Origin of the sequence: Shewanella sp. SM29 (assembly GCF_025654245.1) — a bacterium.
Taxonomy (GTDB): Bacteria; Pseudomonadota; Gammaproteobacteria; order Enterobacterales; family Shewanellaceae; genus Shewanella; species Shewanella oncorhynchi.
This window is the reverse complement of sequence record NZ_JAKKRN010000005.1, coordinates 132,801-151,154: the sequence shown is the minus strand read 5'-3', so window position 1 is coordinate 151,154 and position 18,354 is coordinate 132,801. Positions and strand designations below refer to the sequence as shown.

The 18,354-nt window shown below is 36.1% G+C and carries 15 protein-coding genes; all 15 read right to left on the bottom strand.

The features are described 5' to 3' along the window. Positions 1-86: 86 nt before the first annotated feature. Positions 87-869 (bottom strand): glycosyltransferase family A protein, encoded by a 783-nt coding sequence (locus tag L5L77_RS05335; RefSeq protein WP_263222236.1) that lies wholly within the window; start codon positions 867-869, stop codon positions 87-89. A 1-nt stretch (position 870) separates the two neighbouring features. Next, positions 871-1,980 (bottom strand): glycosyltransferase family 4 protein, encoded by a 1,110-nt coding sequence (locus L5L77_RS05330; RefSeq protein ID WP_263222234.1) that lies wholly within the window; start codon positions 1,978-1,980, stop codon positions 871-873. Further along, a complete protein-coding gene (locus L5L77_RS05325) occupies positions 1,958-3,151 on the bottom strand; it encodes a hypothetical protein (RefSeq protein ID WP_263222232.1) in 1,194 nt (397 codons plus the stop codon). Before L5L77_RS05325 ends, L5L77_RS05330 begins: the two co-directional genes overlap by 23 nt. Before the next feature lie 429 nt (positions 3,152-3,580). Continuing rightward, the gene (locus L5L77_RS05320) at positions 3,581-5,008 is read right to left on the bottom strand and encodes a lipopolysaccharide biosynthesis protein (protein WP_263222230.1); all 1,428 of its coding nucleotides are present in this window, start codon (positions 5,006-5,008) and stop codon (positions 3,581-3,583) included. Between the two features lie 42 nt (positions 5,009-5,050). Then, entirely contained in the window at positions 5,051-6,115 is a 1,065-nt protein-coding gene (locus L5L77_RS05315) for a TDP-N-acetylfucosamine:lipid II N-acetylfucosaminyltransferase (RefSeq protein WP_263222228.1), read from the bottom strand. Next, positions 6,108-7,241: a dTDP-4-amino-4,6-dideoxygalactose transaminase gene (gene rffA / locus L5L77_RS05310; protein ID WP_263222227.1), complete on the bottom strand. Its 1,134-nt coding sequence runs from the start codon at positions 7,239-7,241 to the stop codon at positions 6,108-6,110. Before rffA ends, L5L77_RS05315 begins: the two co-directional genes overlap by 8 nt. A gap of 3 nt (positions 7,242-7,244) precedes the next feature. Then, the gene (locus L5L77_RS05305) at positions 7,245-8,393 is read right to left on the bottom strand and encodes an acetyl-CoA carboxylase biotin carboxylase subunit family protein (protein ID WP_263222225.1); all 1,149 of its coding nucleotides are present in this window, start codon (positions 8,391-8,393) and stop codon (positions 7,245-7,247) included. Next, complete coding sequence (locus tag L5L77_RS05300; RefSeq protein ID WP_263222224.1) at positions 8,390-9,067, bottom strand: hypothetical protein; 678 nt, start codon at positions 9,065-9,067, stop codon at positions 8,390-8,392. Before L5L77_RS05300 ends, L5L77_RS05305 begins: the two co-directional genes overlap by 4 nt. A 7-nt stretch (positions 9,068-9,074) precedes the next feature. After that, the gene (gene rfbA / locus L5L77_RS05295; protein WP_263222221.1) at positions 9,075-9,938 is read right to left on the bottom strand and encodes a glucose-1-phosphate thymidylyltransferase RfbA; all 864 of its coding nucleotides are present in this window, start codon (positions 9,936-9,938) and stop codon (positions 9,075-9,077) included. A gap of 76 nt (positions 9,939-10,014) precedes the next feature. Next, entirely contained in the window at positions 10,015-11,103 is a 1,089-nt protein-coding gene (gene rfbB / locus L5L77_RS05290; protein ID WP_263222219.1) for a dTDP-glucose 4,6-dehydratase, read from the bottom strand. Positions 11,104-11,116: 13 nt separating this feature from the next. Next, positions 11,117-11,866 (bottom strand): glycosyltransferase family 2 protein, encoded by a 750-nt coding sequence (locus L5L77_RS05285; protein WP_263222217.1) that lies wholly within the window; start codon positions 11,864-11,866, stop codon positions 11,117-11,119. Continuing rightward, positions 11,867-12,856, bottom strand: coding sequence for a sugar transferase (locus L5L77_RS05280; RefSeq protein WP_263222216.1), 990 nt, complete (start codon positions 12,854-12,856; stop codon positions 11,867-11,869). 97 nt (positions 12,857-12,953) lie between these two features. Further along, entirely contained in the window at positions 12,954-13,928 is a 975-nt protein-coding gene (locus tag L5L77_RS05275) for a Wzz/FepE/Etk N-terminal domain-containing protein (protein WP_263222215.1), read from the bottom strand. A 148-nt stretch (positions 13,929-14,076) separates the two neighbouring features. After that, the gene (locus L5L77_RS05270) at positions 14,077-16,563 is read right to left on the bottom strand and encodes an SLBB domain-containing protein (protein ID WP_263222213.1); all 2,487 of its coding nucleotides are present in this window, start codon (positions 16,561-16,563) and stop codon (positions 14,077-14,079) included. A gap of 1,012 nt (positions 16,564-17,575) precedes the next feature. Further along, a complete protein-coding gene (gene rfaH / locus L5L77_RS05265) occupies positions 17,576-18,082 on the bottom strand; it encodes a transcription/translation regulatory transformer protein RfaH (RefSeq protein WP_105251953.1) in 507 nt (168 codons plus the stop codon). Positions 18,083-18,354: the final 272 nt, after the last annotated feature.

The window sequence follows — 18,354 nt, the reverse complement described above, 5'->3', positions numbered from 1 at the left end:
AAAATCGTTAAATAGCAAGCAAACCATAAAATAAATCGAATAAATATTTTATATAGTACAAAATATAATAAAACTTACCCAACACATTATTTAGGATTAAATATAAAAATTGAAAATAAAGAGTGCACTAATAGTTTAGGCGATAATTTATAAAAGTTTTTGAAGCAAAAGGCATGAAACAAAAAAGTTCCCGAGATGTAACCATAAATATATCTAAATGCAATCAACCTTGAAAAAAGAGCAGGATAACTATTTAACCCAAGGCCACTAGAGATATCTGGATGCATACCAACATCTAATGGAGAATAAATTATCTTACTGCCATTCTTAATCAATCTACTTAAAAAAACAGGTTCATCACAACAATAAAATTTTGAACCTGCGCCAAGGTTTTCAGGGAAAGTAGCAGCAGAAGATCTTATGCTAGAAAGCCGAACTGACACTTCAATCGTTCCAATACTTAATATAGTTCTCAAAGTATGAATAAATGACTCATTACCAAACTTTGGCAATCTACCAAATGTAGGTGTTGTATAACTTAAAGTTACACCGCTAACTGATGAGTCGCTTTCATAGATTCCAATTAACTTTTCAACAAAATTTGCATATACAACATCATCATCGCAAAATAAAACAATGTCACCAATTGCATGTATTAAGGCAAAATTTCTACTTTTAGTAACGCCCTTTTCAAACATTGCAAAATATCGAACATCATCTCTTTCACTAAAAAAATGTTCAACACTCTCATTTTGAGAGTTAATTTGATGAACAATTAAAATTTTCAATCGAGGATTAGGTTTCGGAATATTGTCTAACAGTTCAAAAATACGTTCACCACAAGTGGCATAAAGCATCTCTAAAATCATATTATCTATTGCCAAGTAAAATTAAATTATCTCTCAGAGTTGCCCAAGAATACTCAGATTTGAATTTATCAACAATATCAGCATCTGGTAATTTTTTAGAGGCTTCAATTATTTGCAAAGCATAAGAACGAGGGTCATTATCAGCGAAAAAAACAAGATCATTATACCCACTAAACACCTCTTTTGTTGCAGTATTGATACCTGAAAGATCTGAGTCAATGGCGATAATGGGAAGAGACGAAAAAGCCGCCTCTAATAGAACTTGCCCGAACGGCTCATAAGTTGAAGGAAGACAAAAAATATTGACAGAACCGTATAGTTGTTCAGGTTGATTTGCTTTACCATAAAAATTAATTCGTTCAGATAAACCTAATGCTGAAGCATGTGCCTCTAACAAAACTTTATCGGGTCCTTCACCAGCGAGTAAAATTTTAAAATGATTAGGTAGATGCACAAGCGACTCTATAACCAATTTAAAGTTTTTAACATCAACAAGTCTACCAATACCAAAGATAACAATATCAGAATCATTATAGCCACATTCCTGCCTAATCATTTGTCGCTTTGTATCAGCTAATCTATAAAAACGCTGTTCATCTGCACCAGGTTTAAACTTTAGTAAAGGGCATATTTTATTAAAACTTCTAACTTGATCATGCATTTCCGAACTAAAAACAACATTATTCTTACATTTTTTGATAACGTGACGTTGGATCCATACATGAATCCAAAATTTTAATCTTGAAATAATACCTTTATTTTCTTGTATGTTTTGAAACTCATAAATACCAGGAATCACATAAATATAGTCTTTATAAAAAAATGCGATCAGAAATGCTAACAAATGATGCCTAACAATAACCAGATCGAACTTATATAAATCAAAAACTCGCAACAAAACCCGAAAAACACCTCTATTGGATATCACGTTATTATTATTATAATAACTTATTTTTACGTTACTCTTCGTATACTTAGAGTCCAATTCTTTAGTGATTAGATGGCATTCCCAACCAGCTTCAGAAAAAACTTTAATTAAACTTCGGATTGAATTTTCAACACCGCCAATAGCAGGTAAAAAGGAAGTATTAGCAAATAATACTTTTTTCATAACAAACCCTATTAGTAGAACTAAAATAATATGATGAATACGCCATCCCCAGCCCAATCATCAAACTCCCAATTAATGCACCTTTTGAGACTTCAACCATTAAAGCGCTTAACTGAGTAATAAAACAGCTGATTAACCAAACAGGAAAAATATAGATCAAAAAATCTTTTTTTGCACCATTTAATTTATTAACCTTATAGTTCACTTTTAAAAAATGCTTTAATATTATGCAAAATGGTAAAGTAAAAAGTAATAAAGTCCCAAAAATTCCATATCTATATAACGAAGTTGATAACCAAGACTCGAGCAACACTTCCTTTCCCAAGCCCAGCCCCCAAAAGATATTATTTCCCAAAATCAAACCTAAGCTATCAAATATCTGCAAAATCCTGACACCTAGAGTATTAGTATCCTGCTGATTATGATAAATATTAAAAGATGTCCTGATTAAATTCCCCGAATAATTATTATTCAAATATATCAGTATATCGCCTAAAAATTGCAGTAAAATTAAAAATGATAATGTAAAAAAAATAAAAAATAAATTTCTATAAAATTTATTGAATTTAAGATATAACGAAAAAAACAAAATAACTAAAAGAGCTAAAACACCTGTTTTAGACTGTGTAAAAACCACACCTAATACACCACAAAATAAACTAACAATACTATAAAAGGTAAACTTAGTATGGAGGGAGACAAATAAAATAATAATCAATGACGAAATGTAAAAAAATGAATTATAGTAAGGCAATGCAAAAAATCCTACTGAAGAATTCATTATATCAACCTTATCCGATATTTTAAAAATAAAAAAGACAAGGTCAATTAAAAAAGGAGGTCGTACTATTTCAATGACACCAACAACGAAAGACAAGACAACCAAAAATGAAAATATTTTTGATGCTCTTATATAAAATCCTCCAGGTTCATTAACAGATAGGACGTAAAAAGCGCTAGTCAATAAAAAAAGTAAAAATGGTCTGACAAGACTCATTACATCACTCAAGCCTGCTGGAGTTTCAATCCCAAACAAATAGCTCAGAATCAACAAAACTTGTAGAGAAAAATAAAAAACAAGAATCTTAAAAAAATTAAGATTCCTAAAATTAAATCGGAACAAAAACAATGAAAGAACAGATAAGGCAGCCATATAAATATTTATATGCATTTGACTTCTGTTAAGCAAAGATGGAAATAAAGGCATTAACACTGAAGATATCATGAAAAATTTAAAATAAAAAAATCTAGAATTAATTGAATTAAAAAACATTATTTCCACTCAAAATGTAAATTTCACAATATAATTTTCATAGAATTTAACATTTAGAAAATCACCTATAATAAAAAATCCACCTAAAACCCCAGCAATACACATGAAATTATAGCCTTATAAATAAATCTATCCCGCAACATTTATCAACAACATACCATTAACTAACAACTCCAATAGGTTAACGCTCTTTCACTTATTATAAGTTGAATTTAATCGAAAAATTCAAAACATTAGTTCCGTAGTCAAAGATAATTAACAACACAAGACTTGTGAAGAAAACTATTAAATTTTTTTGACCTTTCCCACAATACATTATATCCCTCATTACAATGAATGCTTATTAGCATTAATCAAACTTTTACTTTTTTGAGCAATTACCATAAACTCACGTCTAAAAAAATAACTACAATAGCAGAATAGCCCTCCCCAATACAGATACATTAAACAACCAAGAAGGTCTTTTTTAAGCGCACCAATTACTGCACCTACTACGGCTAAAAAAGTAAAACTGTATAATGCAACTCTCGGTAAAGGTTTCCAAACTCTGATAGCAAACTCAGTTCTAAGAATAAGAAATACCCAAAACGCGAATGCAGTGCTGCTAGCTGCCCCTGCAGCACCAAACCGAGGGATCAAAAAAAAGTTACAAATAAGATTCACCATTAAAGCAAGAATACAAGCTAGCATCGAATAAATTGATTTTCGAGCAACACCTATTCCAACAACAGTGGTTTCAGAGAGTGTATAAAGAAGTGGATAAGCTAGACAAGCGACTAAGATCCATTGCACTGCCTTATATTCACTTGGCAAAATAAAAGGCACAATCCAAGAAAATAAACCAGCAAAGCAAAATAGCAAAACAACTAGTAGCAACACATAACGGCTTACCATAATGACTTTATCGTAGCCTTCATCATTAGTAGCCCATTTATATACAGTCGGTGCCCACACTGTAGAAAATACTGATTGAAAAATAGTCGCCGCTGCCGCGAAGCTTACTGATATAGAATATACACCTAGCTCACTAAACGTACTCCAACGGCTTAACAGAATCCTATCGACTGAAGTTAACCCCCAAAATGCAACGCCTCCAATTATCAGCGGTAAACCAAATTTCAGCATTTGCAGTAACTGTCGTAAATTAATAGTTTCAGATAAACTTAAACGCCATTCGGCACGAGTATTCCAAGCAAAAATGAAACAGGCTAATACTATCGCTAAAGTATTAGCTAACAATAAATTACTAAAAGATTTAGTAGTATCAAATAGCAAGTAGATGAGTATGATAATGAGAACAAATGCTTTAGGTAATAATTGACTCATTGAAAAAGCAAAACCGCGCTCATTCATCCGTAACACAAGCGATAAAAAGCGCGACAGAAAACTACATAGCAAGGCAATGCAGAGTAACCAACTGATATAATTTGATTTTATCGAGAAAACTAATTCAGCTAAAAATGATCCTAATAATAAACATATTGTTAGACTAATCAACAACAATATCAAACCAGGCAATACAGCAGTTTTCAATAACAGTGGCTTATTCGCTGAATCATGGAATTCACGAACATAGCCCTGATCAAGTCCAAGGGTAAAAAATAAGGTCGCAAAGCTTAATAATACCTGTAGCAAAGCCATTTTGCCAACATCTTCTTGGCTAAATACCCAAGCAATAATAGGTAACGAAATAATCCCCAACAATGCGGCACCAACAGGCCCTATGGCAAACTGGAGTATTTTTTTAGGTGTCATAATGAATACAACTCTTTGTACTTTTCTTTCTGTAATAAAGTATCATGAAAAAACTTTTTTAAGTTGTTGTACCAGATTTGTCTCACTAAAATATTCACGCACTAATTTATTATTACCGATAGCAACCTCAACAGACTGGGGAGTAAGACTTAAATCATCTAGCGCAAATACCTTAATCCCCAATTTAGTAAATAATGCAAAAGAGCTAGTATCCGAACGCATAAAAACAGTTTTACCACGTCCCACTAAATTAATAATATTACCCATTGCCTGCTGGCGATTATGTGCAAAAAAGGCAATAACTACTGTATCTAATATTTTGTTATAATCTGTTAATGGCATAAACTTCATTAATGGATAGAATTTGTTACCGAACATCGAATCACCTAAAAGCTTAATCTTTTCAGCGTACTCTGAGTTGCCATAGGATAATGGACAATAGATTCTATCGATATTATCAAGTTCTAGTTTAACGAGTTCTTCAAAGACATGCTGATGATTATTGCTAGGATCAGCAGAGTTCCCTACTAACAAATTAATTTTGCCGTGTTCATTTATCTTAGAAATGATATTATCTGAAGAAAGCAATTCCTCACCACTGTAAACATTACTTTTGTAGGTTATAGCCTCGTACAACACCCCCTTGGCGCCATACCACTGCTGAGCATTCTGATAATCACCATCTACATAAGTGATAAAACCGCCCAATCGACTAATTAACATTCTTCGAAAAAACTCGAATATCCGAAAACGGTTATTTTTAACAGCTAGCTTATGGCAATAAAGATCGCCGCCCCAAATAGTCCATACACATTTTTTATGTAACCAAGGCATTAAACATAATAATATTATGAGTTGTTGCATAAATAACCCATGCAATATAATTTTATCATGAGAGTGTAAGGCTAATACGAGTTTATATAATACATTAAACTTTTTAAAAGTTACAAAGTGAAATGTATTATTGTTTTGCGTGTAAGGGTATTTTTCAATATCCCCAAATGTTAATATTGTATGCGGTTGTTCTGAGAAGTACTGTCGTACAATACCAATAAAGTCAGGGATAAACTTATCCAAACTGGCTATGTGTAAGATTTTTTTATTCATTACTGTTTGAGAATTCACTTATTATTTTACAAATATAATCTACTTGCTCATCGGTTAATTCATAATACAGTGGCAATCTGACTAATGTATCTGTGAAAAAATCCGAATTAGGTAAAGCATATCCAATGTACTTTGATTGATAATATTCACTTGTGTGTAGTGATAGATAGTGAAACACCGCATGTACACCGTTCTCTTTCAGATGTTGAATCAAAGCGGTACGTTGTTCCAGGTTTTTACATACCAGATAAAACATATGAGCATTATTAGTGGAATATTCTGCTAATTTGGGTAACTGGATATCTTTGTTGGCTAGTTCAACATTCAATATTTCATAATAACGTTGCCAAATAGCTTTGCGTCTAGCTTGAATGGTATCAATATTCTCAAGCTGAGCATAAAGATAAGCAGCAATAATATCTGACGGTAAAAAGGATGAGCCAATATCTACCCAACCATATTTAGCAACTTCACCGCGAAAAAATGAAGATCGATTAGTACCTTTTTCACGGATAATTTCAGCACGATGAATATATTGCTCATCATTGATAACTAGTAAACCACCTTCACCTGCAATAATATTTTTAGTTTCATGAAAGGAGAAAGTCCCAAACGTGCCGATACTACCAAGCGGTTTACCCTTGTAATAGCTATCAATAGCTTGGGCTGCATCTTCTACCACAGGGATGTTATGTTGCTTGGCAATCGCCATGATGGCATCCATATCACATGCAAGGCCTGCATAATGCACCACTACGATTGCTTTGGTATTTTTGGTAATGAGTTGCGCGATTTGCTCTGGATCAATATTGGGGTTATCTTTGTAACAATCGGCAAAAATAATCTTAGCACCACGTAAAGCGAAAGCATTAACAGTGGAAACAAAAGTATAAGAAGGTGCAATTACCTCATCACCTGGTTGAATATCAAGCAGAAGCGCGGCCATTTCCAATGCATCAGTGCATGAAGTTGTCATTAGCACTTTTTTAAAACCATAGCGTTGTTCAAAAAACTCATGACATTTTTTGGTAAATAAACCGTCACCAGAGATTTTTCCTGATGCTACAGTTTGGGCAATATAAACTAATTCCTTACCATGTAGGTAGGGTTTATTAAATGGAATCATTTATTAAAATCCTAATGCTTGTAATATTTCATTTTGCCTATTTAAATTTGCAGTAATTAGTATATGACCAAGCCTATCTGCACTAGATGCAATTTTTATTTCACTGTCAAAAGAACTACTCATTAAATTAGAATGAACTACATTAATAAAATTATCATCAAATAATCTACGCGACCTATTCAAATCATTTTCATTAAAAATAAACTTCACAATTGAAACCCTAGAGTTTAACTTTTCTAAATAATAATCATTTAAATTAAAAAATTCTCCCATAGAGATTGCCAAAACTGCTTTAGTAAAATCAAACCCAGTGCTGTGTAAAACCAAATCAGAACCTATATAATCTCCTCCCATTCGAGAGCCAATTTCAATGATATATGCATCACCATTTTCATTAATTTTCAATTCAGTATGCGCAGCACCATTAGACATATTTACAGCAACAAGCGTTCTATAAACCAAGTCATTTATTAAACTTCGCTCTCCAGCAGTAATTCTAGCAGGGCAAGTATGTCCTCTTTCTATAAAATCAGGAGAGCCCGTTGTGAATTTCTCCGTAATTTGAAGTATTTCGTGAACCCCATTGAAGCTAATGGATTCAACACTGAATTCTCTTCCTGTGACAAACTCTTCAATCAGAATTTCCTTTGAAAAGGATTCTTCGAAAGCTAGCTTTATAGCTGTACTAAGATCGTTTACTGAATCAACTAACGAGATCCCTCTACTGCCAGAACGATCTACAGGCTTCACTATGACAGGATAAACAGGTATGCTCACACTCTGGATATTATTCAAAAAAGTAAAATGAGGAACAGGTATTTTATTCTTTACAAGGCGCTGACGCATTCTATATTTATTTGTTGTGTACTCGGTACATTCTAAACTGTTACCTACTAACCCGAGATGATCAGCAATATAGTTAACAGTTATATTAGCTAGATCTGAGCCTATCGAACAAATACCATCAATCCCAATTATTTTGCATTTATCTAATATAGTTTTTTTTTCAGTAATACTTATTTTATAAAAATAATCACCAATTAACTCGTTGCCTCCCCAAGAAAAAACATGAGTTTCAATGCCCTGCATTTTGGCTAATCTAATCAATGGGAGTTGGAACTCACCAGAACCAATAATTGCAATTTTTTTCATGCTACGTAGACTCCAAGTTGGGGATCTATACTATCAATAAGCCTTGCAGGTACACCATAGCATTTTGAGAAGTCTACAATATTTGAATTAATCAAACTACTTGCCCCCACTAAACATTCACTACCAACGGTAATAGAATCAACCAACGTAGCACTAAAACCTATAAAAGTAAGCCTACCAATTTTTGCAAATCCACCCAAAGTAGCATTGGCAGCAATGAAACAATGACTATCCACTTCGACATCATGACATATAGTTACATTAGACCATATTGTCACATTATCATGAATAATAGCGCCCTGCTCAATAACAACACCATCAAATACAATAGTTCCATGTCCAATAATATCACTAGACACGCTTGCATTTGGAGAAATTATTGTTGCGACTTCTCTATTGCATGCTCGCAACTTTTCATATGCAGCCTCTCTTTTTCGCATGCATTTGTAACCAATAGCCAACACGTAAGATGCATCTGGATACATTTGTATGGCATCGTTGAAACCAACAACTTTTAGCTCGCAAAATGTCTTTGGCAAACTAGAAAGATATTCCTCATCAACACATATGGCTACAACCTCTATTTCATCAATTTTATTGCAAAGGGAGATTATGCTATTCGTAAATGAAGAACATCCAAAAATTACTAACTTTTTCTTAGTAACAATTTTCATTTTTTACCTATCTAATTAAGGATTTAAGGTACGTTCCATAACTATTTTTAGACATCTGAATAGCAGTTTCAGTTATATTTTTGTCTGTTAGCCAGCCAACCCGCCAAGCTATCTCTTCCAAACAAGCAATTTTATAACCTTGCCTCTTTTCAATAGTTTCAACAAATGAAGCGGCCTCTAATAGACTTTCATAAGTACCTGTATCTAACCAAGCAAAACCACGTCCTAAGAGCTCTACGTTTAATTCACCCATATCCAGATAAGCTTGATTAATACTAGTAATTTCTAATTCGCCGCGCGATGAAGGCTTAACATTCCTTGCAATATTCACAACTCGATTATCGTAAAAATATAAGCCTGTGACTGCAAAATTAGATTTGGGTTTTATGGGTTTTTCTTCAATACTAATGGCCTTTTGATTTTGATCAAATTCAACCACACCAAAACGCTCAGGATCTTTCACTTGATAACCAAATACTGTTGCTCCCGTTGATCTTGCAGCAGCTTTTTTAAGTATGGGTGAAAAACCTTGCCCCCAAAAAATATTATCCCCAAGGGCTAAACACACACTATCGCTGCCAATAAACTCTTCACCAATAATAAATGCTTGTGCTAAACCATCAGGGCTTTGCTGCACGGCATATTGCAGATTTATGCCAAAATCACTGCCATCACCAAGTAGACGTTGAAATGAAGATTGGTCCTCAGGCGTTGTGATAATTAAAATATCCTGTATCCCTGCCAGCATTAGTACAGAAATGGGATAATAAATCATGGGTTTATCGTAGACAGGTAATAGCTGTTTCGAAACCCCTTTAGTAATCGGGTACAAACGAGTACCAGAACCGCCAGCGAGAATAATTCCTTTCATAGTAAAATCAGTTCCTAGATAAAGAGATCCTAGATTTAAAGAAAAACTAGGACATAAAACAAAATAATAAAAGAGATTAAATGCCTAAACGCTCTCGCTGATAGCTACCATCTTGGACATGCTGACACCACTCTTGATTCGCTAAATACCATTCAATGGTTTTACGAAGGCCTGTTTCGAAGGTCTCTTCTGGTTGCCAGTTAAGCTCATTACTCATTTTCGTGGCATCTATGGCATAGCGGCGGTCATGGCCGGGTCTGTCTGTGACATAAGTTATTTGCTCAGCGTAAGGAGTATCTTTAGGCATTAGAACATCTAAAATACTGCAGATGGCCTGTACCACTTCAAAATTCTGCTTTTCGTTATGACCGCCAATATTATAGGTTTCACCGACTTTGCCACTTGTAACAACTTTATAGAGTGCACGAGCATGGTCTTCTACATATAGCCAATCACGGATCTGATCACCTTTGCCATAAATAGGTAATGGCTTGCCTTCGAGTGCATTAAGGATCACTAGCGGGATCAGCTTTTCAGGGAAGTGATAAGGACCATAGTTGTTGGAGCAATTAGTCACTATGGTAGGTAAGCCATAGGTACGTAACCATGCACGAACTAAGTGATCACTTGATGCTTTAGAAGCTGAATACGGACTGCTAGGAGCATAAGGTGTTGTTTCAATGAATAATGGTAACTCTTTATTCGCTGAAGGCTCCGTACTATCTTCAATATCATCAGGATGCGGTAAATCGCCATAAACCTCATCAGTGGAAATATGATGGAAGCGAAAGGCATTTTTTGCTTGGTCAGATAAACTACTCCAATAAGCACGTGTAGCTTCAAGCAGAGTATAAGTACCAACGATGTTGGTTTGAATAAAATCTGATGGACCTGTAATTGAACGGTCGACATGAGACTCTGCCGCTAAATGCATAACAGCATCAGGTTGATACTGTGCAAATACTCTATCTAGTTCTGCTCTGTCACAAATATCAACTTGCTCGAACGCGTATCTTTCATTTTTGTCTACGCTTACAAGTGACTCAAGATTGCCTGCATACGTCAGTTTATCTACGTTAATCACATAATCTTGGGTGTTGCCAATAATATGGCGAACTACTGCAGAGCCAATAAAACCTGCTCCGCCTGTGACTAAAATTTTCATTTAACTTCTCTTTCTATATCCGATTTTTCAAAAAACCTTTATAAGCATATATTCCAAAACATTTTATCGTTTTTAATATATTCAAACCTACAACATCTCGATAAAAAGACCATTGCCATTTTAAAATACTCATCTTATTCTGAGTCATTCCTGTATCAATACGATATTTCGCTAAAACATTTGACATGCCATAAGCTGTATCAATATCTTTCAAAATACTAAGCCACAATCCCATATCCTGCCGTTTTCTAATTAAAGGCATATAACGTTTACCAAGTACTTTTGCATTATATATCGCTGTCAAGCATCCAATTACATTACCAGTTAAAAGCTGCTCATAAGTTGTCATATTTGGAGGCGTAATTATTCCACCATCACCATTTGAACTAAACTTTTGATAAGCACTGTATGAGAGTAAAACGTTATTTTTCTCCATAAACGTTATCTGAATCGACAACTTATTCGACAACCATAGATCATCAGAATCTAAAAATGCAATATAATCGCCTGTCGAATGCCTAATACTGTTATTACGCGAAGCACCTGCTCCAGAATTTTCTTCCAGTTGAAATAGTTTTATTCTTTCATCTTTGACGCAGTATCCACTTACTATCTCTTTAGTAGCATCCACTGATACATCATCAGTAATTAGTAACTCCCAATTTTGATATGTTTGAGAAAGTACTGATTCTATACTTTCAACGATTGTGTTAGCGGAGTTATAGCTTGGCATAATAATCGAAACAAGTGGTTGATACTCCATTTAGCGCCCCATACCAAACAAAACAACTTTAACAGTCTTCAGCAAAATTTTAATATCTAACAAGGTGCTATGATGCTTAATATAATAAATATCGTATTTATGTTTCCAAACAGCATCCTCAATTGAGGCGCCATAGGGATAACTGACTTGTGCTAATCCTGTAACTCCCGGTTTAACCGCATGGCGAAAACGATAATAAGGAATTTCTTTTTCTAACTCGGCGATAAAGACTTCACGCTCGGGTCTAGGGCCGACTATTGACATTTCGCCTTTTAGAATATTAATAATTTGCGGTAACTCATCGATTCGAGTCTTGCGGATAAAGTTACCCACTTTAGTTACTCGAACATCATTTTGTGTTGCCCATTGTGCTCCGGCTTTTTCAGCATCACTGCGCATAGAACGGAATTTTATCACTTCAAATTCATCATTATATTGTCCAGTACGTCGTTGCTTATAAAACACAGGCCCAGGACTTTCTAATTTAATTGCTAGGGCAGTTATCAAGCCAATAGGTATAGCGATAGAGCAGAGCAAAAAGGCTGCAAATAAGTCTATTACACGTTTAGCTAATTGAGTACGTTTAGTCGATAGAATAGAAAAGGCTTTCTGGTGCAAAAAATAACCACTATGGAGTAAGCGAACTTCTGTATAACCAAGTCTTTCGTCTAAATAACTGACCAGTGGTTCAACCCAAGCGCCAAGCTCAGTTGCTTTAACTAAAAATTGTCTTTGCTCTTTTGTCAAACGCGCACTTTCAAAGTGGCAAATTACTTTGCAACTTAGATCTGTAATGCTGTAGTCATTAACGATCATATCGAATGAGTAATCATCAATAATCTCACCTATCTCTAACTCCCTATCCTTAGGGCAATAGACATAAATAACCTCCTGAGTTAGCACCTGTCGTTTTGACTTAAAACGTTTAATTAATGTTTTAATTGGTTGAAACTCTTCGGCATCTACTATTTCATTGACTCGTAAATTCATACAAAGACCTAATTTGTTAACCATTAGGATGGCCTATGGCATGCAGAGCACAGCTATATGACTTTAAAATCAAATGCGGAAACCCTACGTTGATATTCTATACACTCTGTTTACGAGCAAAGTGCCTTATTAAAACAAACATCACACCTAACATACCGCCAAGCATAGTGCCTAATACGCAAATTAATGCGCGTTTAGGTTTTGCCTTTTCTTCAGGTACTAATGCTGGATCTATGGTTTTAAATACGTACTCATCTCGTACTTCAGCGAACATAATGGTTTTAGCTTGTTCTTCCACCAACTTATAAAGAATCGTTTTAATATCGGCGACATTAGTTAGGGCAATTTGTCTATTTAAAAACTCACTGCTGCGATTAGCCTCAGCAACATCACGCTCTTTCATGACTTTATTAATATCTTCGATTAACCAAGTAACCCATTGTTTTGCAACGCTTGGGGATACATGCTCAACCGCTAGAGTAACCATTCCAGTTTCTTTATCCGTATTAATAGCTAATATTTTACTAAAAACTTTATAGGCTTCCTGCATTGAAGGTTCTGATTTAAGTGGAGGGTCAACTTCGCGTACCCAATGATTTGATTTAACATCATAAAGATCCGCATCGTATACGATTATATCTAAATCTCGATCCCACTTTTTTACAGCCATTAAATCGGCAAGAATATTATATTTTTGAACAAACTCACTGGTAAATTGGCGGGATTTTAATACCTCAATGGCTAATTGAGTTTTATCGACACCACCCTTAGCGCCTAAGTTCACTCCAGCTAAGCTGGCTAAACCGCCAAATTGAGACGCTAATGCGCTTAAGTTACTACCTTGCTCTGCTGATGCTGGTGCCAGTAATGCCTCAGACTTATAGATATTGGGTTGCATTATCGCAAACACCACAGAACCAATTGCGAATACTGCCGTAATGGCAATGATTAACCATTTGCCTTGCCATATAACCGAAAAAAGTTCACGAAGATCAATTTCGTCATCTTGCACTTGAGGAAATCTTGCGTCGGATTGGTATGTGTTTGGATTTTGAGTAATTTGTGTGTTCATTTTTTAGGTTCTAGGTCCTAGATCCTAGATGCTAGGCCCTAGGAAAGCTTAAAGATATTTAAAGAAGGTTCGAGAAAATAAAAGGTGCTAGGGCCAAGTGCGAGCTTGTGTCCTAGCAGTTGCGGATCAACGCCCTCGAACCTTCCTTCTACAGCCCTGAGATTACAGACACTGCAACAGCAGTATTGTAGATAATGCCAGTGACTTGACTCCAAAGCGTTAAGTTGTCTTTATATTCAGTATCTAATGGTACAACAACTGTGTCTCCTGGTTCTATAGCACTGCCACCATTAAACCAGAAGGATGTGGTTGGCATTTCGACCGAGCCATCAGCCCTTAGAATATATGAGCGAGATTCATCGGCACGTTTACGTGCGCCACCAGATAATGCTAAATATTGGTCGAATGTTAAACCTTGTTTATATCTATGTGTGCTTGGGTGCTGTACTTGGCCCATGACTGACACGGTTTGATTAGTCGCAGGAATATACAACGCATCCTCATCTTCAAGCATAAGGTTAGCACTATCGATACCCAGTTGGATTGCATTGATATCAACAACTAATCGACCGACAGTTTTAACATTTTCAAGCTGATTTAACATCAGCTGCGCATCGTTATAACCAATGGTTGGTGTATCTTTTGTCAATGCTTTAGCGGCGATTTCACGACGTAATTCATCAGCAAGTTTTGATAACTCAAGCTGCTCTTTATCTTTTACTGACTTACGTAAAAATACAGCACTGCGAGGAGCTGCATCGCTCGTCAAACCACCTGCGCGAGATATCACATCTTTCAAGCTTTCGCTACGCTGAATACTGTAAGTACCGGGAAACTTAACTTCACCCTTGATAGTTACCCAGCGAGTCTCCTGCCAATCAGGAAGCGTGCGAACAGTTAGGATGTCACGGCTTTGTAGTATAACGTTTGCAGTTGGTACATTTTGCATGACCTGATCTAAGCTCAGCTGCATATGTTCAACCGATACACCGTTTTGCTCAGAAACATTTTGACGAGTCAATTCAGCCGAAAGTGTATAGGCACCTTCTTCTAAACCACCAGCCGCAATGAGTAATTCTTTAACATCGCCATTAATAGTAATGGGGTATTGCCCAGGAAAACGCACATTTCCATTGATGCTGACTAACTTAGCGGCATCACCGAAACGACTCTGCTCTCTCAATTTTTTAACTATAGGTTTTAATAACTCTTCACGGTCTGCGTAATCAAAAACAATGATTGAATCACGCGGATTTAGCTTAGGATTATAATGTGATTTAGGTTCTGCTATCGCTCGTCCAAGCGCAATACGTTCCACTTGAATATCACCGCGTTGATTTATTTCACGGACAAGTAAGGAATAATCCAAATCAGCGGATATGGTTAGATCCCCCCAAACTGAAGGGAGTAAATCGGCAACAGTTAAACCTTTAGTCCATTGATATTTGCCTGGACGAACAACAGCACCAGCCAAAGTAATCGCATTATCAATACGGCTAGAGGCTGACCTGACGTTTAGTAGGTCGCCATTTTTAACTAAGGTGTTTAAACCACCATTTTCTGTTAAATCAACACTTACTACAGTTTTAACTGATTCATTACTATAACGTTCAACTGTACTTGCTTTTGGATAAGCGCCCGGATTTAAACCACTGGCCATGCGAATAACATCAGCCATGGTTTCATTATTTTTAAGTTCATATATAGCAGGACGACGAACTTCACCAATCACGCTAACTGAACCACCTGATGATGGAATAAAAACCACATCACCTGATTGCAAGCGAATATCACCTGATGCATCACCACGCAGAAGTAAATCATAGAGATCTAGGCGACCTACTGTTTTACCTGCTCGTTTAATTTGTATGTCACGCAAGCTACCAATTTGATTCACACCACCGGAAATAAATAATGCTTGAGTGATCGTCGATAAACTAGAAACAGTGTAGGAGCCTGGTTGAAAAGCATCACCAGCAACAAAGATACGAATTGACCGTAATTCGCCCATTGTGATATTTGACTCTATGCCAATCATACTTTGGCTAATTTTTTGCTGTAACAATTCGCGTACTTCTGAAAAACTCAAACCAACAAGCGATATTGGCCCTAGACCCGGAAATTGAATTGCTCCATCACGACCAACGGTTAGCGTGTACTGGTTATTCTCTTTACCAAACAACTGAACATTTAAGCTATCACCGGGACCAATCATGTACTCAGCAGGCACTGGCACATCGTTAACTGGTGCAAAAGTGCTTGGCGAACCCGCAAAGAGATCGTAACCAAAACGCTTTAGTTGATTTTCTTTATTGTCTTCAATAGCTTCAACCTTTGCCTCTGACTTCGTCGCCTGGTTTAGCTGGTCACTTTCAGATTGGTCAACTACATCATTATTGGCAGCACGTGGAGTCACCACAGTTGGATTTTCAACTACTGTTTGAGTAGCTGAACCACCAGTGATCATCGAAGGGTCAACGCCATATTGACGTGCTAGCCTTTCTTGTTCTGACTTAGGTAAAGCTTTGAACTGCTCGATCATCTGTGGAGATGGCGTAATGGCATTAGCCTGCGCGCCCATCAAAATCGCGGCACTTATGCCTAGTATGATGAATTTTTTGACTTGTTGTAGCACCAGATATCTCCGTTTATAAAAATGAGTCAAAGCTTATTATTGGTTTTTTAGAGGTAAAACCTGAGTTTCACATTCAAACACTCGGCAATCAAACGCCATTTAGAGTGTACAAAAAACTAACGATTCTTTGGGGTAAATGTTGGATTGTTTACATCATCAAGCAACTACGGTTAATCGTATCATGACTGAATAAAGGTAAAATTGGGCATATTAATGGCTATTGAGGCTCCCTGCATTACCCATTTAATAAAGTTAATGAAGAAACTGTTTTTCGATAAATATCCCTGTATACCTGCCAGTTCGGTATCCGAACCTCTCGTTCGAGAGATTAACCTGCGGTTTCTCGCCTTTCAAACACGCTACCGATCCGCGTGGCGGCCCGAGGCCTTCGGCGTCCGCTTAACGAATGAAACTTTTCATTCGTTGCCTTTCAGACACGCTACCGCCCATAGATTGCGGCTTCTATATTGCCCTTCGCGACGCGAAAACTCATATTTTTCATGTAATCAAACCTCATCATTCTTTATAAAAAGAATTACAAGACTCCAATCCATTTGAATTTCTAGCGAGTGATATCACCACTCTTGTGGGGAAAAACACGCCAAATTATTAATTAGAACAAGACTATCGCAGCCTAAACCCAATAGTCACCTAAACGTCGATGCAGGCCTTAAGCAGCTAAGCTTGCGCATCAACTAAAGATTCATTTTTAACAACATACCAATGACGTTAAGAAGGATAAACGACAATCTTAAAGTCTGGTTACATAAGTTTACTTCAAACCCGAAAGCTTGACTGGTTAATTAACAAGCAATTGCAAGTCAATGTTTCAAATTTTAGCGATAAATTAAAATCTTAATGATTTCAATTTTGTAAAAACCCATAAAAATCTTATTATTTAATAACTTAACAAAATGTTATCCATCTCTGACAAAAAGCCTTAATAATAAGAATAGTCAATTTCCTACAAATATTTCATCTTAATTCTTACAATGAAACTTGTGTTAATTAGTTAACTACAAACTCTTTCAACCGTTTGCTCAGGTACAGTAACCGTCTTTATCTGCCCCATAATGTTAAAAAGAACATGGCAACGTTTATTTGGGCATTTTTCTTGAAAAATGCCTTCGAGATCAACAAAGGGCCCATCTGTAAAACGAATTTTTTCCCCCGTTTTTAGCTCTAATTCTTCGGCTAATACTGTTTGGGAAGGCGTTAGTTCTTTCATGCGAATGGCATGGATAATTCTGTCGTCAATGGGCGTCATTTTCTCTTGACAATTAACGATTCGATTCACACCACGAGTAGAATGGACCTGCCTGACACTTGTCTGGCTTGGGTCAAAATTGATGAATAAATAATTTGGAAATAGTGGTACACGACAAACTTGTTTGCGCCCGCGCTGAGATTTCTCTTCAGAGACCATAGGCAAATACGTCTCTAAATTTTGAAGTGCTAAGTTTTGTTGTGCTCTCGCTTCACTACGAGGTTTACAATACAAAAGGTACCATGCCTTCATAAGCTAATCTCACTACCCTATAAATAAGTGATGTCCATTCACGGGTCGCAATCATAGCAAAGATGCTCAAGTCGGTGGAAGTAATTTTTCGACTATTCCTGTCTCTCGCTCGGTATGCATACAATGACGCTTACATTAACTAATTCATAATTAAAATCACAACACTATACTGCTGATAATGTCACCACTTAGCTTACCAAAATTGACTTTGGTTGCTTTTAAGGGGTATATAAGGTGGGATTTTAGCGAAAATACTCATTTTACTGCTAAAC